We start from the raw sequence: 16704 nt of genomic DNA, 5'->3' as shown, positions 1-16704 counted from the left end.
CCCAGAGGATGGCGGCACTCGACTTTGAGTGCTCGGACAAGGTCCCCGAGACTGCGCGCATCGTCAGCTGCGCCCTGATCCTCGTGGGCGGTGGACTCGACACCAATACCCGAACGTGGCTGGTCAACCCGGGGGTCGCACAGGAGCCCGGCGCGATTGCAGTGCACAAGCTGACCGACGAGCACCTGTCAGAGCATGGTGCACCGGCTGCTCAGGCCGTCGCCGACATCGCGAAGTCGATTGCTGAAGTCGTCGCCGCCGGCGTGCCGATCGTCGGCCACAACATCGGCAGCTTCGATCTGAACCTGCTGAACCACGAGTGTCTGCGCCACCTCGGCGACGGCCTCGAAGGGATCCTGCGGCAGCCGCTCACCCGGGTGATCGACACCATGGTCATCGACCGGCACGTCGCCCCCTACCGGCGGCGCGTCTCGGAAACCCAGGGCCCTTACCAGATGCGGACCACCGCAGAGACGTACGGGCTCGCCTGGGACGAGGCGGCGGCGCACGGCGCGGAGTACGACGCGCTGCAGTCGGCGCGGGCCGCGTACCGGATGGGTGCCATCGCCCACCAGCCGCGGGCGGAGCGGCCGGTGTGGGTGCACCGGCTGCGCGCGCAGCGCTTCGACGCGCTGGCGGGGGTGTCGGTCGATGACCTGCACCTGATGCAGCAGGCGTGGGCGAAGGAGCAGGCGGCCGGGTTCCAGGAGTGGCTGCGGTGCAAGGCGCCGGAGGGGAAGCGGGATCCGCAGGCGGTGGTGGATGGCCGCTGGCCGCTCGTCCCGGCTCCGCGTCAGGTAGGTGAGGACTGATGAGAGCCTTCCGCTTCCTGCGGCAGGTCGTGGCTCCTGACGGCCGTCACCGCCGCCCGCACGGGGCCGCCGCCCACACGGCGTTCCGGTTCTGCCTGACGTGCGGCATCGAGGCCGTTGCTGTCGTCCACGCCGACGGATCCCACACCTGCGCCGAAGGCCACACGACTGCCAAGGGGGGCTCATGGGCCTGACCTCCACCGAGACACTGGCCGCCCCCGCGGCGGCCGGGCCCCGGTCCACCGCCAGCGTCCCCAAGGTGATCGGCCTCGACGTCGCGATGAGCATCACCGGCATCGCGGGCGAGGGCTGGACCGACTACGTCCGCGCGAAGGGCGCCAGCCAACACTCCCGCTTCGAGCAGCAGCTCGCCGGGATCGCCGACCACACCCGCCACGCCGCACTCGTCGTCATCGAAGGCGCCGCCTACGGCCACAACAACCAGGGCGCCGACGCCCTCGCCGCGATGCGGTGGATGGTCCGCCACGCCCTGTGGAAGCGCCGCATCCCCTACGCCGTCGTCACCCCGGGCCAGCGCATGATCTACGCGGTCGGCACCGCGGCGCCCACCGACCCGGAGACCGGGAAGCGGCTGAAAGGCACGGGCCTCAAGGCGATCCTGCGGCAGGCCGTGGCCGAGACGTACGGCATCACCACCGAAGGGCCCGCGCGGTACGACGAGGCCGACGCCTACGTCCTGATGGCGATGGGCCTGCACTGGCTCGGCTACCCGCTCGCTGTCGTCGCCGACGACCGGCGCCGCGCTCTCGACTCGGTGCGCTGGCCCGACCGCGAGGCGGTGACGGCCCGATGAGCCCTCGCCGCATGAACGCTACCCGCGCCGACATCATCGCCATGCTCCACGACGGCCACAGCGCAAGGAAGATCGCCCGCAGCCTCCACTGTGCCAAGACCCGAGTCGTCCAGATCCGCCGCGAGCTCGGCCTGCCCGTCTTCGTCCAGGCGACGGAGCCAGACACCGCCGAGGAGAAGTGGGCGCAGTTCGTGCAGCCCGCCGAGCACGGCCACCTGGAGTGGACCGGGCCGCTACGGGCCACCACCCCCGTCATGCGTCACAAGGGCAAGCACTACAGCCCCGCGGCCATCGCGTTCCGCATCCAGCACGGCCGCGAGCCCAAGGGCATGGTCTTCGCCGAGTGCGGGCGTCCGCACTGTGTCGCCCCGGCCCATGTCGAAGACGAGCCGGGCCGCCTCCGGGCCCGTGAGCAGTTCCGGTACCTGCGGGGTGGTCGTGAGCGGAAGCCGTTCTGCGGGCAGGGCCACGACCAGGCGGAGCACGGGCGGTACGGGCCAGACGGAACTGCGTACTGCGCGGCGTGCAACACGGTCCAGGCCCGCGCGCGGCGGGCAGTGACGCCATGATCAGTAACAGCCACTCGGCCCCACGCACCCTCGCCCCCGCCGACGCCTGGCTGAAGCGCGCTGCCTGTCGTGACGTCGAGCCCGAGGAGATGTTCCCGGACAGCGACGCCGTCCGCATCAAGTTCGCGCAGACCGTCTGCGCCGCCTGCCCCGTCACCCGAGCCTGCCTCGTCTTGGCGCTGCGAGCGGAAGGCAAGGCAGGACGGGACAGTCGCTACGGAATCTTCGGAGGGCTCACGCCCCGCCAGCGGCACCGACTCCACCTGGAGCTCCGCAAGCGAAGGATCAGCCCGTGAGCGGCCGTCGGCGCCATCGTGCCCCGCCGGAGCCTGAGTACGTGCCCGGCACGCTCCTCGACTGGACCAGCTCGGCGCACTGGGACTACGACGGCCCGCTGCCCTGCCGCTACTGCGGTCGCCCGACCCAACTGCGGGACTCCAAGGGCAAATCGGCCCACAAGATCTGCGCCGAGACCGCGCTTGCCCAGCAGGCCGCCGAGGCGGCTGACGTCTACCAGAACGGACAGTCATGACCCACCACCCCGCCCGCCGCCGGGCCGCCGCCGCTGCGGTCGCCACGGTCTTCGCGCTTGGCCTGTTGGCCGCGTGCGGCGACGAGCCGGACGACGGCTGCGACGGCGACGCGCTCGCCGTGGCCGCCGCGGTGAAGCCCGCACCGCCGCGCCCGGCCCGTCAGGCGCCCGCCAAGCAGAAGGCGAAGCCCAAGCCGAAGTCCAAGCCCGGCAAGGCGCACGTCGACTTCGACGACTGCGACTGACCACCCGCCCGAGCGCCCCGCCGGGCGGAATCCGGCGGGGCACCTAACCCATCAGGAGAACACGTGCCCATCGCACTCACCAGCATCGAGCAGCAGGCCCCCGGCCTGGTCAGCCTCGCCAAGACCGCCGCCGTCAGCCTGGAGAAGCAGGGCCTGGGCGGGCAGCGCGCCGCCGTCCAGCTTGTCCTGGACCACTCCGGCAGCATGCGGCCCTTCTACCGTGACGGCAGCGTCCAGCGCCTCGCTGAACAGGCTCTCGGGCTGTCCGTGAACCTCGACGACGACGGCAGCGTGCCTCTGATCTTCTTCGGCTCGCAGGCCGAGCAGCACGAGGACGTCCGCCTCGACAACTACACCGGCCTCATCGACCGCGCTCACCAGCGGCTCCGTTGGGGCTCGACGAACTACGTCGCCGCGATGAACGCGGCGGTCAGCGAGTACCGGGCCTCAGGGGCCACAGACCCGGCCCTGGTCATCTTCCAGACCGATGGTGGGCCCGACGACCGCGAGGGCGCCGAGCGGGTGCTGCGTCACGCGTCGTCGCTGCCGATCTTCTGGGCCTTCGTCGGCTTCGGCGGCCGCGTCGAGTTCCTGGAGCAGCTCGATGGCCTGGGCGGGCGCGTGGTCGACAACGCCTCGTTCTTCCACGCAGCCGAACCGCACCTCGTGTCCGACGCCGAGCTGTACGACGGCATCACCCACGAGTTCGCGGGCTGGCTGACGGCCGCCCGCACGGCGGGAGTTGTCCGGTGACGCGGTTCCTCGTCGGACTCATCCTCGGCGCCGGTGCCTTCGGCATCGCCGGGGCGCGAGCCATGACCTGACCGTCTCCGTCGTGATCGGCGTGTGCGTCGCGGTCCTGGTCTGGCTCGGCAAGCCGTACTTCGACGAGCTCCTCTGACCGCACCGAGACCGGCGGCCGCGCCCCCGTTCCACGCCCCTCGCGGCCGCCACCCGGGCCCGCCCGTCCTTGCCCGGCGGGCGGGCCCGGACCCCAACCACCACGAAAGGCACCGCACATGAGCACCACGACCCGCACCCGCCTCAAGGGCCCCGAACGCGAGGAGACCGCCCGCCGCGCCGCCGAGCTGTACGCGCAGGGCTGCACGATCGCTTCCGTCGCCCGGCAGCTCGGCCGCTCGTACGGCGGGACCCGGGCGCTGCTGCTGGAGGCCGGGGTCACGCTCCGGGCCCGAGGCGGCCACCGCTCGAAGGCGGCTGCCTGATGGACTCCCGAGAAGCCTCCACGCTCGTCTTCGATGCCATCGCTTACGGGGTCGCAGGCGACTCCGAGCGGGCAGCCGACAACCTGACCAAGCTCGGCATCCAGGGCGACAACCGGCTGATGTACGCAGCCTGCTGCTCCATCGCTGAGGCCGGGAAGCTCATGCTCGTCCGCCTCAACGGCGGTCGTGTCGTGTCCCCGGAACAGGGCGACATGTGGGTCTTGGAGCAGTTGCAGCCCGGCGCCCTCGACCGCGACCCGGCGGGCGCGTTCGCCGTCCGGTTCCTGATCGCGCACGCGAACGGCGACCACTCGACCACGCAGGCGCTCTTCGCAGCCGCCGTGCGCGCGCACGGCGAGCAGTACATCGACTCGGTGTGTGCGCTCCTCGCGGACGTCGTCGGCATCACCCGGCTCGCGCTCGACCAGCAGAGCTGACCGGCAGCACGAAGCCCCGCACCAGCACGGTGCGGGGCCAGACAGAGGGGAGAGAGCGGTGTCAGGACTCGGCGGGCGGCGCCTGCCTCTTCGTCTCAACGGCCTCCGCGTCGGGCACCGGCACGATCGCGGCGACGCGGCGGCCGTGGCTGGTCACGTAGGTGATGCGGCCGCGCACGGCGGTGTCGTTCAGGACTTCGGACAGCGTCGCGCGCAGTTCGCGGACCCCGATCTCGGCGCTTGTGGTCGCAGGCATACACACATGGTAGCCGTGGTACACCAAGGTCCACATGTGTACACAAATCCGGTAGGATCTGAGACGCAGGAGCGACACGAGAGACCGCCCTGAACTGGGGCCTCCGCAGTCACGCCCTGACCGGAACGCCTCAGAGAAGAGCACGAGTTGAGCAACGAGGAGCAGGACACCCGCGCCAGCGGCAGTGTGCCGAACGCCTTCGGTAACGCCCTCGCCTGGAAGTGGACCCGCAGCATGCCCCCCGCCCTCCGGCGCTCCGGGCTGCCCACGCTCCTCTACGCCCTCCGCGCCATGGCCAACGCGGCCGGGCAGCTCCGCTTCTCCGACGGCCGACCGATCCGCATCCAGGACCTCGCCAAGGCGGCCTGCGCCGACGAGAAGGACACCCGGCGCTACCTGGACGCCGCCGAGCACGCGGGCGTGCTGGTCGTCGTCGGCGAGCGGCGCCGAGGCCGCCCGAACCTGTACGCCCTGGTCATGTCCCCCCGGCCCGACTGGGGTGCCGCGCTCGCCCATCTCGATGCCACGAAGCGCACGCGCTCCGGCCGAAAGAGCGCTCCGTGGGCCGACGAGCAGGGCCCAAAGTTCGGGGGGCGGTCCCCCGAACTTGCAGACCCGAAGTTCGGGGGACCGCCCCCGGAACTTACCGACGGTACGGAGAACGAAGTTCGGGGGACCGCCCCCCGTTGGAGTTCGGGGGACCGCCCCCCGTTGAGTTCGGGGGACCGCCCCCCGAACAACCCAGGTACTTCCCAAGGGACTTCCCAAGACGGGGCTGAGGTGATCTTCCAACCTCAGGTGGTTGGGTCCGCCGCCCCCGAAATCGATCACCAAGACGAGCCAAGAGCAGACCCGCCGCCGAGCGACTTCATCCGCTGCGCCCGCTGCCGCAAACCGATGCTCCCCCGCCCCGGCCGCACCACCCACGCCCACTGCCCCGAACTCCGCCTCGTCGACCCCGCCACCGACCACGACACCGGAGAAGCCGGATGAACCCCAACGACCCCCGCATGACCAACGTCGAATGCCCCCTCGCCCGCACCGGCTACGCCCACGGCCAGACCGGACTCAAGATCGCCGAAGACATCGTCACCACACGCATCTGGGCACTCCTCGAAGTCCGTGCCGCACGCGCCGAAAGCCCAGACTCCTTCCCCACCTACGGCCCCGACGACTCCGCCGAATGTGCCGCCCGCCGCATCGTTGCCTGCCTCCTCGACGCCGGATGGCGGCCCCCAGATGCCGACTGCCTCGCCCTCGCAGCCGAAGGGCCCCCGGGCCCCGATTCGGCCCGCGGCGGCCACGACACCGTCTGACCGCTCCAACCAGCCACCCCACCAACCAACACACACCACAACCCCAGGGAGCAGCACATGACCAACCAGCGCACCCTCAACACCGTCCTCGTCGAGATCCGCACCGAACGCACCCGCCAGGACACCACGTTCGGCGAACAGAACCACCGAGACGGCACCGGCGGCCCCGTGATGCGTGCCCGCGCCGACAAGGCCCGCGCACAGTGCCAGCACCTCGCCGCCAACGGCGGCCCCGACTGGCGCGCGATCCTCTTGGAGGAGGTGTACGAGGCCCTCGCCGAGGAGGACCCGGCCCGGCTGCGCGCGGAGCTGGTCCAGGTCGCTGCGGTCGCCGTCGCGTGGGTACAGGCCATCGACCGACGCACGGCCTCCGCAGCCGCGCCGGTGGCTGAGGAACAGCCTGCCCCTGCGGGGGAAGCCCCCGCCCCGCTGACCGACGAGCAGCTCACCCAGATCGACGCCCGCGCCACCGCTGCCACCGACGGCCCCTGGGACCGCCACCCCGACAGCGGCCGCCACTTCTTCGCCAACGTCTCCGGCCCGTACCTCCAGGGTGTCGGTGACCTCGCCTTCGGGGCGGGCCGCCAGGCGGCAGCGGACGAGGAGTTCGTGCGGCACGCGCAGCAGGACGTGACCGCGCTCGTCGCCGAAGTCCGCCGCCTCCAGCACCAGCGGAGGTACCTCCTCGGCCAGCTCGCCAAGCGGGACGCCGAGACCGGCCGCGGTGATCAGGCGGTCCGCGAGTTCCTGGCCGCGGGCTTCGACGAAGCGGTGCAGCGGTGACCGCGCACGACCTCGGCTTCGAGATCGCCTGCGACGGCCCCGACAAGGCCAGCGACTGCCCCGACTCGGCAGCGATCAGCGCCAGGCTCGGCTCTCTGACCGCCGCGCAGGTGCGGGCCGACGGCCGACGGGACGGCTGGGTGCGGCGCCGCCGCGATGGCCGGCTCGTCGACCTGTGCCCCGCCTGCAAGACCACCCCGTGAACCCCCGGGCGCGGCGCCCGACCACCGACCCGGCACCACGAAGGAGCACCATGACCGACCGCCACTTCACCCGCGAGCAGCTCGCCGCCCTCGGCGTCCCGCCCGACCAGCCCGACGACGTCGAGTACAGCGACGTCCTCCTCGCCGACGAGCACGTCACGAACCTGAAGTACACCGCCCTACGCCGCGTGATCTTCACCGCGCCCGACGACGGCCGGACGTACGCCGTCGAGTACCAGGCGCCCATCGACGTCGGGGACTTCGAGGTCGGCGACGGAGGCCCGGACGACTACGGCTGGTACGGGCCCACGGTCGAGGCCGTCGAGGTCGAGGAGCGGCCCGTCGTCGTCCAGCAGTGGGTGCCGGTCGACGAGCCGTCGGCCCTGAAGCCGTGCGAGCCGTACCGGTACACCGACGCTGACGGCGACTACGTCCACATCGGCATTCCGGGGACGCCCGACGGCCGCGTCGTCAGCTTCTACACCCCGACGGATCCGGTGTACGTGCCCGTCGCCGAGCTCGACGCCCTGATCGCTGCGCTGCACCGTCTGGCCGCGCAGGCGTGAGCAGCAGGACGGCCGCCCCGCGGGTATCGGGGCGGCCGCACCACCAAGCACACCACACAACACCTGGAGACGACCATGACTGAGCTGATCCACGCGCCGTGGACCTCAGAGCAAGTCGAAGCGCTCAACCAGTTTCAGCAGGCGGGCCCGATGCATCCGTTCACGTGCGGTGCCCTGCACGCGAGTGGGATGACGCCAGTGCTTGACGCTACGCACTCGGGCTGGATCTGCCCGGACCCGGCCTGCGAGTACACGCAGGACTGGGCTCACGCCTTCATGGCCCGCCCCGTCGCCGTCCCGTCTGCGCCCGCGGTGCCCGACGCCGGGCGCCGCGACCGGTACGCGGCAGCGATCCGCACCGCGGGCGACGCCGCATACGGGAACAGCCCGTTCTACGAGGCGATCACCCGCGCCGTCCTGGCGGTGGCGGACGCCGAGCAGGCCGACCTCCGCGCCGAGCGGGACCAGGCCCGCCAGGACCTCGCCGACAGCCACGACGACCTCGTCACCGCCCTCGCCGCCGACCCGCAGGCGGAGTGGGCGGACCTGATCCGGGACGTCTCCCAGCAACGCGCCCGGATCGCCGAGCTGGAGCAGGCCGCCGCGTCGTCTGCGCCCGCCGACCGGGACCTCCGCGACCGCGCCCATGCCGCCGCAGTCGCCAAGATGCACGAGATCTACAGCGGCCAGATCCCGGACCAGGCAGCGCGGCAGATCGCCGACGCGGTGCTGGCCGTCCTCCCCGCACCCGCCGACAAGGCCGCAGTGCTCCACGAGGCCGCCGACGCGGTCAAGGAGATGCGCCGCGAGTACGTCGAGGGCGAACTGAACCCGTCGTACCCCACCGCGACGGAGCAGCGGGCGCTCATCGACGCTGAGGTCAGGCTCCGCCGCATGGCCGACGAGGCGCAGCAGGACGACGGCGCGCACGTGTACCTGTCCACCGGCTGCCATCACGGAGACACCGTCATCCCCGACGGGCGCACCGGACACGAGTACTGCCAGACCGAGGCACGGCGGTACGACGGCACGACCAAGGTCGCGGGCACCTGCAAGGTCTGCGGGGCCCGCTGCATCTGCCCCTGCCACGCCGAGGACGGCGCGCAACAGGACGAGGTCGTCGTCATGGTCCACGCCGCACCGGACCTGAGCCCGGAGGCCGAGCAGGCGCTCGGAGCCCTCATCGAGGTCGCCAAGCGGCGGGTGCTCGGCGGCGAGGCGGGAGCGACGTGATCGGCGAGGCCATCGAGACCGCCCTCGTCCTGCTCCGGGCCCTCTTCTGGTGGGTCATCGGCCTCGCCGCGGCCGCCGCGCTGCTCTTCGCGGCCCTGACCGCCGCCGTCGCGTGGGCCTGGAATGCCGTCAGGAGCGGCCCCAGGCGCCCCTCCTGGGCTCGCGGACGCCTCCAGGCCCGAATCCACGCCCGGCACCGCACACGCGCCCCAGACGGGCGCTCAGGCCCTCGCCGCCCCACTCGCACCAGGAGTCAGCCGTGACCAAGAAGAAGCGCACCCCCGCACAGAAGCTCGCCCGCCAGATCCAAGCCGAGACCGGCAAGCCGTACCGCGAGTGCCTCACCGAAGCACAGCAGCGCCTCGCCGCACAGGACGAGCTACGGCGCCGAACGGGCGAGCAGCGATGACCACGCCCTGCCCCAACCCCACCTGCCACAGCACCCGCCGCCCCCACCAGTACCTCTGCTGGACCTGCTGGAACCAACTCCCCGCTCCCGCCCTCCGCTCCCTCTCACGCCGCGACCCCGGCGCCACAGCCCGGGTCCGCCAACTCCACCGCCAGCTCGAACGCCGCGTCCCGCTCTCAGAGATCGAGGTCAGCCCATGACCAGCCCCACCGACGAAATCCGCACCGCAGCCGCCACACTGCGCGCCCTCGCCACCGCCGCATCCACCGCCACGTCCGCACCACTCGACAGGGGCGGCAAGCCCACCACCCGCTGGCACTTCGCGGAACGCCCCGGCTTCGGCTCCGGCTACCTGTACGCAGAGAACCCCAACGGCCCCGGCGCACGGCTCACCCACGGCACCGGACGCGACGGCCACCCCGGCATGCGCACCCGACACGGCCAGTACGCCGCCGCCATGGACCCGACCGTCGGCCTCGCCCTCGCCGACTGGCTGGACCTGGAAGCCGACGTCATCGCCGGACGTATCGCGCAGGACGGCACCGACGAACACGCCGTCGCCATCGACGGCGACCACGCCCTCGCCGTCGCCCGCGCGATCCTCGGGAGCCAGCCATGACCCCACACCACCGCGCCCTCGCCTGCCGCGCCGGCGCCTTCACCCTCCTCGTCGCCACCGCGGCCACCGCCGCAACGCCGTACTGGCCCGCTGCCTTCGCCACCGTCTACGGCGCTGCGTTCCTCGCCTGGTGCGGGCGCCGCGAGGCCGTGCTCGACCGCCGGGCCCGCGTCCACGCCCGCTGCGCGGAGCTCGCCGCCCGGCCCGCACCCGACTGCACCCGCCCGGCAGCCGCCCGCACGCTCCGGGACGGGGCCCCGCTCGACGCCTACGAGCGCGCCGTGATCGCCTCCCTGGAGGCCGACTTCGACCACGGGACCGCAGCATGACCGAGCCCCGCCACACCGCCGACACGGTCACCGACGATGCCCTCGACGAGCTGTACGCCGGGCTGGAGCAGGCGCAGACCCGCGCGGAGCAGGCCGAGGACCTCCTCCGCATCGCGCACGAGACGTCCAACCGGGCCGAGGCCGAACGCGCCAGCGCCGTGAGGCGCGCCGAGCAGGCCGAGGGCGCCCTCGCCCGCGTGCGGGCCGCCGTACACATCGCCGACGACGAAGACGTGACCGACTGGCAGCGAGGCTTCAGGGCATGCTCCGTTGCCGTCCTCGGCACTCTCGATCAGCCCGGCCCGGCAGCGACCGATACGACCGCCCGCGTCTTCGCGGCCCTTCACCGCAGCGCCGAGCAGAACGTCAGCCGCGTCATCGACCTGTACGAACGCTGGCTCGCGGCCGGACCCCCGCCGCTCGGCACGTCTGTGTCCCGCTGGTGGGACGCCCGCCTCGCCGAGCTCCACGACGCGATCCTCCCGCCCACCACCTGAACGGATCACCATGCCCGAAGAGCGCACCACCACCGCCTACTTCATCCAGTCCCGCCCCGCCCCGAGCCAGCCCTGGCAGCGCCCGACGGGCGTCCCGCGCACCTGGGCCTCCAAGGCCGCAGCCCTTGAGCGGCTCGCCACCCGCCGCGAGATGCAGCCCGGATGGGAGCACCGGCTGATGGAGCGGACCACCACGACCACCCAACAGCCAGCCACGGAGGAATGACCATGGGATTCGGCAGCGCAGGACTTACCTTCTTCAACCCGGTCGCCCGCTCCCTCATCGGGGCCGGAGCGTCCGACGAGGTCAAGGAGAAGACACTCACCGACTTGATCGCCAACCTCCAAGCCGAGGACTGGGACACAGAACTCGACTCGCTCCAGCTCTTCCTCGACGACCCCGCGATCGTCCGCGCCTTCGCCAACAACGGCATCCGCTGGGACGACTGACGCATGACGAAGGGGCGCGCCCACGATCTCCCCAGACCAGGCGCGCCCCCACCGGTGGCATCACCGTACGCCCTCTGCACGCATCGGAGCACGACGATGACCACCTGCCCACACTGCACCACCAACGACCTCCCTCACGGAGGGTTCCTCTGCGACCCCTGCGTACGCGCCACCAGCCGCCACCTCCTCCAACTCCCCACCCTGTGGTCGGCGCTGGAGATCTGGCTCGCACCAGGACGCGGCGCCCCCTTCATCAGCGGCCGCACCCCCCGCGCCGAAGCCCCGCTCCCGCTCCGCGAGGAGGTCCTGGACCTGCGCGCCGAGGGCGGCATCGTCGGCGTCCTCGAAGACTGGCGCGCGGCCGTGCACGACGCCCGCGGAATGGCCCCGCCCCCGCGCGCCGTCTCCCTGGAACACCGCGTCGCCATCGCCGCCCGGGCCCTCGACGGACACCTCGACTGGATCGCCCGCTGGTACGCCGCCCCCGACCTCGCCACCGACATCCGCACCCTCGTCGGCCGCGCCTACGCCGTCATCCAGCCCGGACGCGACCCCGACGAGCCGCAATATCTCGGCCGCTGCATCGCCACCGACACGACCGGCGCCGTGTGCGGGCGGCCGCTGCACGCGTACCCGGACCGGGCCGTGCAGTGCGACTGGTGCCTGTGCGTCTACACCCCGGACACCTGGCTCGCCCTTCGGCACTACCAGCCCGGACGCGGCCAAGGCATGGCAGCGTAGAAATCCGGCTCCGGCGTATTGACCTGCACCGCCCGCGGACCCACGCTGAACGCCCTGTCTCGAATAGGGGGCGTCATGGCTGAAAAAGCATACAAGTGCCGCGTGATCGAGTACTGGCCCACCAAGGACGAGCGTGTGATCGTCGCCTTCGAAGAGACCGAGCGCACCGCGCGGATGACCGACGATGAACTCATTGCCCGGCACGAGGCAGCGGTGAGGCGCCACGACCGAGCCGCGCCCGGGGCCCCGCGCAGCACGCGGCCCGCGGATCCGGACAGGACCAGCGGGCCGCGCTCTCCCAAGTAAAGGCCGACGCTACGCCCGCCCGGTCAGCGCGTCCAGACCTCGGGCCCGCCGCCCCGCCACTCGATCAGCGCGGACCGGACCACGTCCATCTCGTCGAAGTCCTGGAGCCCGGCCTCCTGCATGAACGCCGCGACATCGCGGACGCCGTACGCGCGGCCGAGGATCGTGCCGTCGATCCGGACACGCCGGCCGCCCTCCTCGTCGGGCGGGTAGATCACTACGGGCGTGGCGGAGACCATGACCCCAGCGTGCGGCAGCCCGGGCAGTCCAGCACGCCGAGCGGGGCGGGGCGCCCTACTCGGCCGGGTCCTCCTCGGCGTGCCTCACGGCCCGTTTCACGGCCTGCTCCAGCTGGTGGCGCGGCATGGTCACGTCCTCACGCGCGGCATGCTCGGTGACTGCGGCCTGGAAGCGCTCGGCGGCGTCGCGCCAGGCGCGCCACTGCTCCTCGAACGCCTCGCTGTCGAGGCTGGCGAGCGCGGCGCGGGCCTCTTCGGAGGAACGTTCCAGCATGATCAGGTCGTCAGGGAGATCAGTATCAGCCACGTGACCGAATTCTAGGCTGCCTCGCAGGTCACGCCACTCACGCACGCCGCCCGCCACGCGGAAGCCCCGGGGCCTCGACCGGGGCTTCGCCGCGCGCGGCTACGGCCGCCATTCCTCGCGGTAGCCCGGCCGGTCCGCATAGGCCAGAGCGAACAGGCGCAGCGTCCCCTCCAGTGCGGAGGCGAAGCCGCTGGTGAACGTCTCGTGGTAGTCGCGAGCGGCCTTGGCGACGCGCAGCAGATCCCGCTTGGCGCCGATCTCGCGCAGCACCCGCGCCGGATCATGACGGGAGGCGTGATCAGCTACGGCGAACGGCACGTTTTCCTCCTCGCCGAGGATGGCCTCCCCGGCTTCGGAGTGGATACCGCCGAGCCCCTCCTCGAACGGACCTCTCGTTACCCAACGGCCGTCCTTACAGAACTCGACGCCGCGAGCCGCCCGCGCGATCCTCTCGTCCTCGTCGAGCTGGGCGCGCAGCCACTGCACGAGATCATCCACGGCTAGGCCTCCGCATCGGTCTTCTTGGGGCGCTTCGAGCCGGACCCCGAGTAGCCCTTCATGATGTCCTGCACCGTGCTGAAACTGATGTTCAGCTCGGCCCCCACCGATCGCAGCGACGCGTCCGGCTTCGCCAGCATCTCGCTGACGGCAGCCTGCCGCGCTTCCTTCAGGGCCTTGTTCTGCGACGGCATCGCCTTCAGCACCTCTCCGAGGGCGCGCGCTCTCTCGGTCGGGTCAGCGATCTCCTTCAGAGCGTCGATGGCGTCGAACACCCGCTGCGCCTCCTCGGTCACACCCAGCCCCTTCTTCTTGGGCGGGCCACTGGCGCGAGTGTAGGGGGTTCCCCTACAGTGCTGGAAGTGGCACCGCAGTCACTGATGCACAAAGCCCCCGGCCCGGCGCTGGAACGCCATATGGGCCGGGGGCGCCCACCTTCAACTCCACGAAGAGGCAGGCATGCCCAACCGTACAGATCAGCCCCCTGACCAGCCCAGCCCTGCGCTGCCCGAACCCTCGTACGCCGTGGACGTCCTCACCACCGCGGCCGACGTACTGGAGGGCATGGGCCGTGACCGCCGCGTCACCGAGACCACGCTGCGTCGCGCCGTCACCGTCGCGGTCGCCACCCACCTCCACACCCTGCCCACCGCCGTCGCCGACACGGCCGCCGCGCGGGCATGGGCCGCGATCCCCGCCGGAGTCGACGGCAACACGCACCACGTCCAGGCCCAGGTCCTGCGCGGCGTGGCCAGGAGGCTGCGATGAGCGAGCCGACCGCACCCCTGCACAAGCCCGGCAGCACCCTCGGCTACGTCCCCTCCCTGGCCATCACCCTCGACCAGGCCCACCGCATCCTCACCGCAGCCGACCAGGTCGACATCAACGACCACCGGGCCCTGATCCGCCACAGCGTCGCGCTGGACCACCGGATGCGCCAGCTGCTCGCCGCCCTCGCCGCCGAGGGGGTCCACCCGCGATGACCGAGCAGCACCCGCCGCAGCCGAACCGGATCCTCGCCGAGCCCGCGACCGTCAAGGCCTGCGCGGCCGACCTCGGCACCGACCCCGCCGCCGCCCGTGACCAGCTCGCCCTCGCCCGCGCCCACGGCGCCGAGCAGGCCGGCGTACCCCGCTCCCACGGCTGACCCACCCGGCCGGGCCCGCCGCCCGCGCGGGCCCGGCCATCCCAGAGAGGCCACGATGTTCCGTTTCGTCCGCACCACCACGCTCGACGCCCTACGCAGCGACGCCGCCACCGCCCGCGCCGAAGCCGAGCGGCACTGCGCCGCCGCCGAGGCCGTCGCTCGCGAGCACCACGCCGAGGCCGACAAGCTGCGCGGCGCCCTCGCCGGAGCCGAGGGCGAGCTCGTCGCGCTGCGCGCTCAGACGCACCTCGACGCCGAGGACCGCGTCGCCCTGCGGATGCTGCTGCGCTCCGCCCGGCGACAGTCCTCGCTACCCGACCGCGTGTTCGTCCTCTTCCAGCGCGGGGCCCTGCACAGCATCCACACCACGCTGGACGGCGCCGAAGCGGCAGCAGAAGCCGAGGGCGCGACCCCCTCCGGCTGGACGTCGCTCACTGCGGGGGCTGCCCTGCCGCCCGCGTCCGAGGTGGCGTGGCGAGTGCAGCCGCTCCCGCTGAGCACCGCCTGACCGGCTTCGTCGGACTCCACGCCGAATCTGCCCACTGAACCCCGCCGCCGGGCCCCGCGCCCCAGCCCCCGCCCCGGGCCCGGCTCCTCCTTCTGGAGCAGCACCGTGAACCACACCGCACGCCGCACGGCCATGACCATCGTCTCCCTCGCCGCCCTCATCACCACCGGCTGGTCCCTCTACACCGTCGCTCGCCACTACGACACCCCCAAGGGCATCGCGGGCGCCGCCGTCGCCGTGTTCGACGGCATCGCCTACATGTGCCTCCACCTCGCCTCCGAAGCCGCCACCGACGGCCGCAGCGCCTTCGGCGCCCGCCTCACCGCCCTGGCCATGGCCGGCATGTCGGTCTACCTCAACATCACTCACGCCAATCTGATCGGCGGCGGCCTGCCCGCCGCCGTCCTGTTCGCCGTCCCCACCCTCGGCCTGCTCGCCGTCTCCGAGATGTCCTGGTCCGGCCCCCGCGCCCAAGCCCGCGCCGCCCGCGGTGACCGGCCCTACCGGCTTCCCGCCTTCGGCGGATGGGCCTGGGTCCTCGCCCCTGGACGCGCCAGCAAGGCCGTCATGGCGCGAGCCGTCGACCACATCCAGCTCGCCGGACAGCCGTCCGGACACGATCCGGACACCAGCCCCTCCGCCACCGACCTGCTGCGCGTGCATTTCGCCCAGTGCGACCCCGCAGAGGCCATCCGCATCGCCCACGAGTCCCAGCCCGACCTCGCCCCCGCCGACCTGGCCGCGCTGCTGCGCACCTACGGCGTGAACGTCGACGCCGTCCAGGTCGCCCTCGTCCTCCACGGCCGCCCGGCCCAGGTCACGGTCGAGCGTCCGGACAGCGCCCGGACCACGGCGGACACCGACCGGCGCGAAGACCCCCGCATCGCTTTGGCCAGGGCGGACATGCTGTCCGGACAACGCCCGGACAACATCACCACCGCCGTACGCGCCCTCCTCGACCGCGGCGTCACCGACCGGTCCGCAGTCGTCACCATCACTCGGGAACTGCTGGGTCCGGACACGAATCCGGACTCAGTCCGGCGCACCTTCGAGCGGGAGCTGAAGCTGAAGAAGCAGCCGCCCGACGACGGCGTCGGCCAGGGCGGGGGCGGCTACGCATGATCTACGTCCTGCTCGCCGCCGGTCTCCTCAGCGGCACCGTCGCCACCAGCACCCGCACACAGCCCGGCCCCCGCCTCGCCGCCTGGATCCTCACCGCGTACATCACCCTGCGCGCCCTCACCGAACTGGGGGCCTGGTGACCCTCGAACTCGGCCTCGTGATCGGCGCGGTCCTCGGCGGCGGCATCGCCGTCACCAGCGCGGCTGCGGCCTGGGGCGAGCGCCACCAGCGTCCGCTCCTGTCCACCACCGGCGCCACAGCCCTCGTCGTGGGCCTCACGTGCACGATGACCTTCTGCCTCCTCAAGGCCTGGACGGTGGGGCGGTGAGCGACACCACCGTCCTGCGCGACGTCGCCGACGCCTGGCACCTGTGCGTCCTCGCCGGGACCACCAGCCCGACGGCCGCCGCGCTCACCGAGGCCCTCGCGCTGCTCCTCGCGATCACGGCGGCCACGTACGGACACCACCGCCCCGCCGCCACCCTCACCGCGGCCACCACCGCCAGCGCGCTCGCCGCCCACCTCATCCACTGAGACGCC

The 16704-nt window shown here is 72.4% G+C and carries 36 protein-coding genes; 31 read left to right on the top strand and 5 right to left on the bottom strand.

Going from position 1 to position 16704, the window contains the following annotated elements; genetic code table 11:
* The first annotated feature begins 8 nt into the window (after positions 1 to 8).
* From C9F11_RS37765 to C9F11_RS37725, 9 genes are all read left to right on the top strand, one after another.
* The gene (locus C9F11_RS37765; protein WP_138964260.1) at positions 9 to 812 is read left to right on the top strand and encodes a DNA polymerase III subunit epsilon; all 804 of its coding nucleotides are present in this window, start codon (positions 9 to 11) and stop codon (positions 810 to 812) included.
* Between the two features lie 184 nt (positions 813 to 996).
* Positions 997 to 1626, top strand: coding sequence for a hypothetical protein (locus C9F11_RS37760; protein WP_249402052.1), 630 nt, complete (start codon positions 997 to 999; stop codon positions 1624 to 1626).
* 11 nt (positions 1627 to 1637) lie between these two features.
* Entirely contained in the window at positions 1638 to 2195 is a 558-nt protein-coding gene (locus tag C9F11_RS37755) for a hypothetical protein (protein ID WP_138964258.1), read from the top strand.
* Entirely contained in the window at positions 2192 to 2491 is a 300-nt protein-coding gene (locus C9F11_RS37750; protein ID WP_138964256.1) for a WhiB family transcriptional regulator, read from the top strand. The genes C9F11_RS37755 and C9F11_RS37750 overlap by 4 nt, the downstream gene beginning before the upstream one ends.
* The gene (locus C9F11_RS37745) at positions 2488 to 2727 is read left to right on the top strand and encodes a hypothetical protein (protein WP_138964254.1); all 240 of its coding nucleotides are present in this window, start codon (positions 2488 to 2490) and stop codon (positions 2725 to 2727) included. The genes C9F11_RS37750 and C9F11_RS37745 overlap by 4 nt, the downstream gene beginning before the upstream one ends.
* Positions 2724 to 2972, top strand: a complete 249-nt coding sequence (locus C9F11_RS37740) for a hypothetical protein (protein ID WP_138964252.1) — start codon at positions 2724 to 2726, stop codon at positions 2970 to 2972. Before C9F11_RS37745 ends, C9F11_RS37740 begins: the two co-directional genes overlap by 4 nt.
* Before the next feature lie 63 nt (positions 2973 to 3035).
* Entirely contained in the window at positions 3036 to 3725 is a 690-nt protein-coding gene (locus C9F11_RS37735; RefSeq protein ID WP_138964250.1) for a VWA domain-containing protein, read from the top strand.
* Between the two features lie 266 nt (positions 3726 to 3991).
* On the top strand, positions 3992 to 4198 hold the full coding sequence (locus tag C9F11_RS37730; protein ID WP_138964248.1) for a helix-turn-helix domain-containing protein: 207 nt from the start codon (positions 3992 to 3994) through the stop codon (positions 4196 to 4198).
* Positions 4198 to 4635, top strand: a complete 438-nt coding sequence (locus C9F11_RS37725; protein ID WP_138964246.1) for a hypothetical protein — start codon at positions 4198 to 4200, stop codon at positions 4633 to 4635. The genes C9F11_RS37730 and C9F11_RS37725 overlap by 1 nt, the downstream gene beginning before the upstream one ends.
* A 61-nt stretch (positions 4636 to 4696) precedes the next feature.
* Here the strand turns inward: C9F11_RS37725 and C9F11_RS37720 are convergent, their stop codons facing one another.
* Positions 4697 to 4891, bottom strand: coding sequence for a type II toxin-antitoxin system prevent-host-death family antitoxin (locus tag C9F11_RS37720; RefSeq protein ID WP_138964244.1), 195 nt, complete (start codon positions 4889 to 4891; stop codon positions 4697 to 4699).
* Between the two features lie 147 nt (positions 4892 to 5038).
* Here C9F11_RS37720 and C9F11_RS37715 point away from each other — a divergent pair, with 147 nt between their 5' ends.
* The 14 genes from C9F11_RS37715 to C9F11_RS37650 all read left to right on the top strand — a co-directional run bounded on the left by C9F11_RS37715 (position 5039) and on the right by C9F11_RS37650 (position 12343).
* The gene (locus tag C9F11_RS37715) at positions 5039 to 5884 is read left to right on the top strand and encodes a hypothetical protein (protein WP_138964241.1); all 846 of its coding nucleotides are present in this window, start codon (positions 5039 to 5041) and stop codon (positions 5882 to 5884) included.
* A gap of 17 nt (positions 5885 to 5901) precedes the next feature.
* Positions 5902 to 6207, top strand: a complete 306-nt coding sequence (locus C9F11_RS37710; protein ID WP_138964239.1) for a hypothetical protein — start codon at positions 5902 to 5904, stop codon at positions 6205 to 6207.
* A gap of 57 nt (positions 6208 to 6264) precedes the next feature.
* The gene (locus C9F11_RS48330) at positions 6265 to 6990 is read left to right on the top strand and encodes a hypothetical protein (RefSeq protein ID WP_212767866.1); all 726 of its coding nucleotides are present in this window, start codon (positions 6265 to 6267) and stop codon (positions 6988 to 6990) included.
* Positions 6987 to 7193, top strand: a complete 207-nt coding sequence (locus C9F11_RS37700) for a hypothetical protein (protein WP_138964237.1) — start codon at positions 6987 to 6989, stop codon at positions 7191 to 7193. Before C9F11_RS48330 ends, C9F11_RS37700 begins: the two co-directional genes overlap by 4 nt.
* Before the next feature lie 50 nt (positions 7194 to 7243).
* The gene (locus C9F11_RS37695) at positions 7244 to 7759 is read left to right on the top strand and encodes a hypothetical protein (RefSeq protein ID WP_138964235.1); all 516 of its coding nucleotides are present in this window, start codon (positions 7244 to 7246) and stop codon (positions 7757 to 7759) included.
* 198 nt (positions 7760 to 7957) lie between these two features.
* Positions 7958 to 8992, top strand: coding sequence for a hypothetical protein (locus C9F11_RS37690; RefSeq protein WP_138964233.1), 1035 nt, complete (start codon positions 7958 to 7960; stop codon positions 8990 to 8992).
* Between the two features lie 259 nt (positions 8993 to 9251).
* Positions 9252 to 9401 (top strand): hypothetical protein, encoded by a 150-nt coding sequence (locus C9F11_RS47700; protein ID WP_171075969.1) that lies wholly within the window; start codon positions 9252 to 9254, stop codon positions 9399 to 9401.
* Positions 9402 to 9597: 196 nt separating this feature from the next.
* On the top strand, positions 9598 to 10020 hold the full coding sequence (locus C9F11_RS37680; RefSeq protein ID WP_138964229.1) for a hypothetical protein: 423 nt from the start codon (positions 9598 to 9600) through the stop codon (positions 10018 to 10020).
* A complete protein-coding gene (locus C9F11_RS37675) occupies positions 10017 to 10349 on the top strand; it encodes a hypothetical protein (protein ID WP_138964227.1) in 333 nt (110 codons plus the stop codon). The genes C9F11_RS37680 and C9F11_RS37675 overlap by 4 nt, the downstream gene beginning before the upstream one ends.
* Positions 10346 to 10846, top strand: a complete 501-nt coding sequence (locus C9F11_RS37670) for a hypothetical protein (RefSeq protein WP_138964225.1) — start codon at positions 10346 to 10348, stop codon at positions 10844 to 10846. The genes C9F11_RS37675 and C9F11_RS37670 overlap by 4 nt, the downstream gene beginning before the upstream one ends.
* Before the next feature lie 10 nt (positions 10847 to 10856).
* The gene (locus C9F11_RS37665) at positions 10857 to 11072 is read left to right on the top strand and encodes a hypothetical protein (protein WP_138964223.1); all 216 of its coding nucleotides are present in this window, start codon (positions 10857 to 10859) and stop codon (positions 11070 to 11072) included.
* Positions 11073 to 11074: 2 nt separating this feature from the next.
* Complete coding sequence (locus tag C9F11_RS37660; protein WP_138964221.1) at positions 11075 to 11296, top strand: hypothetical protein; 222 nt, start codon at positions 11075 to 11077, stop codon at positions 11294 to 11296.
* Between the two features lie 96 nt (positions 11297 to 11392).
* Positions 11393 to 12037: a hypothetical protein gene (locus C9F11_RS37655; protein WP_138964219.1), complete on the top strand. Its 645-nt coding sequence runs from the start codon at positions 11393 to 11395 to the stop codon at positions 12035 to 12037.
* A 75-nt stretch (positions 12038 to 12112) separates the two neighbouring features.
* Positions 12113 to 12343, top strand: a complete 231-nt coding sequence (locus tag C9F11_RS37650; protein WP_138964217.1) for a hypothetical protein — start codon at positions 12113 to 12115, stop codon at positions 12341 to 12343.
* A gap of 23 nt (positions 12344 to 12366) precedes the next feature.
* On the opposite strand, the gene C9F11_RS37645 is transcribed toward C9F11_RS37650, so the two are convergent.
* The 4 genes from C9F11_RS37645 to C9F11_RS37630 form a co-directional block, all read right to left on the bottom strand.
* A complete protein-coding gene (locus C9F11_RS37645; protein ID WP_138964215.1) occupies positions 12367 to 12582 on the bottom strand; it encodes a hypothetical protein in 216 nt (71 codons plus the stop codon).
* A 55-nt stretch (positions 12583 to 12637) separates the two neighbouring features.
* A complete protein-coding gene (locus tag C9F11_RS37640; RefSeq protein ID WP_249402051.1) occupies positions 12638 to 12889 on the bottom strand; it encodes a hypothetical protein in 252 nt (83 codons plus the stop codon).
* Between the two features lie 99 nt (positions 12890 to 12988).
* Positions 12989 to 13387 (bottom strand): DUF6221 family protein, encoded by a 399-nt coding sequence (locus C9F11_RS37635; RefSeq protein ID WP_138964213.1) that lies wholly within the window; start codon positions 13385 to 13387, stop codon positions 12989 to 12991.
* A 2-nt stretch (positions 13388 to 13389) separates the two neighbouring features.
* Complete coding sequence (locus C9F11_RS37630; RefSeq protein ID WP_138964211.1) at positions 13390 to 13683, bottom strand: hypothetical protein; 294 nt, start codon at positions 13681 to 13683, stop codon at positions 13390 to 13392.
* A 163-nt stretch (positions 13684 to 13846) separates the two neighbouring features.
* On the opposite strand from C9F11_RS37630, the gene C9F11_RS37625 reads away from it, so the two are divergent.
* The 8 genes from C9F11_RS37625 to C9F11_RS37600 all read left to right on the top strand — a co-directional run bounded on the left by C9F11_RS37625 (position 13847) and on the right by C9F11_RS37600 (position 16698).
* Positions 13847 to 14155: a hypothetical protein gene (locus C9F11_RS37625; protein ID WP_138964209.1), complete on the top strand. Its 309-nt coding sequence runs from the start codon at positions 13847 to 13849 to the stop codon at positions 14153 to 14155.
* Positions 14152 to 14370, top strand: a complete 219-nt coding sequence (locus C9F11_RS37620) for a hypothetical protein (RefSeq protein ID WP_138964207.1) — start codon at positions 14152 to 14154, stop codon at positions 14368 to 14370. The genes C9F11_RS37625 and C9F11_RS37620 overlap by 4 nt, the downstream gene beginning before the upstream one ends.
* Positions 14367 to 14534, top strand: a complete 168-nt coding sequence (locus C9F11_RS47695) for a hypothetical protein (RefSeq protein ID WP_171075968.1) — start codon at positions 14367 to 14369, stop codon at positions 14532 to 14534. Before C9F11_RS37620 ends, C9F11_RS47695 begins: the two co-directional genes overlap by 4 nt.
* A 55-nt stretch (positions 14535 to 14589) precedes the next feature.
* The gene (locus tag C9F11_RS37615; RefSeq protein ID WP_138964205.1) at positions 14590 to 15042 is read left to right on the top strand and encodes a hypothetical protein; all 453 of its coding nucleotides are present in this window, start codon (positions 14590 to 14592) and stop codon (positions 15040 to 15042) included.
* Positions 15043 to 15147: 105 nt separating this feature from the next.
* The gene (locus C9F11_RS37610) at positions 15148 to 16164 is read left to right on the top strand and encodes a hypothetical protein (RefSeq protein WP_138964203.1); all 1017 of its coding nucleotides are present in this window, start codon (positions 15148 to 15150) and stop codon (positions 16162 to 16164) included.
* Positions 16161 to 16304: a hypothetical protein gene (locus C9F11_RS47690; RefSeq protein ID WP_171075967.1), complete on the top strand. Its 144-nt coding sequence runs from the start codon at positions 16161 to 16163 to the stop codon at positions 16302 to 16304. The genes C9F11_RS37610 and C9F11_RS47690 overlap by 4 nt, the downstream gene beginning before the upstream one ends.
* Entirely contained in the window at positions 16301 to 16492 is a 192-nt protein-coding gene (locus tag C9F11_RS37605) for a hypothetical protein (RefSeq protein ID WP_138964201.1), read from the top strand. The genes C9F11_RS47690 and C9F11_RS37605 overlap by 4 nt, the downstream gene beginning before the upstream one ends.
* Positions 16489 to 16698: a hypothetical protein gene (locus C9F11_RS37600; protein ID WP_138964199.1), complete on the top strand. Its 210-nt coding sequence runs from the start codon at positions 16489 to 16491 to the stop codon at positions 16696 to 16698. The genes C9F11_RS37605 and C9F11_RS37600 overlap by 4 nt, the downstream gene beginning before the upstream one ends.
* Positions 16699 to 16704: the final 6 nt, after the last annotated feature.

The organism is Streptomyces sp. YIM 121038, from assembly GCF_006088715.1.
Classification (GTDB): Bacteria; Actinomycetota; Actinomycetes; order Streptomycetales; family Streptomycetaceae; genus Streptomyces.
Note: the sequence above shows the minus strand (reverse complement) of the source record. Positions and strands in the feature narration are given on the sequence as shown.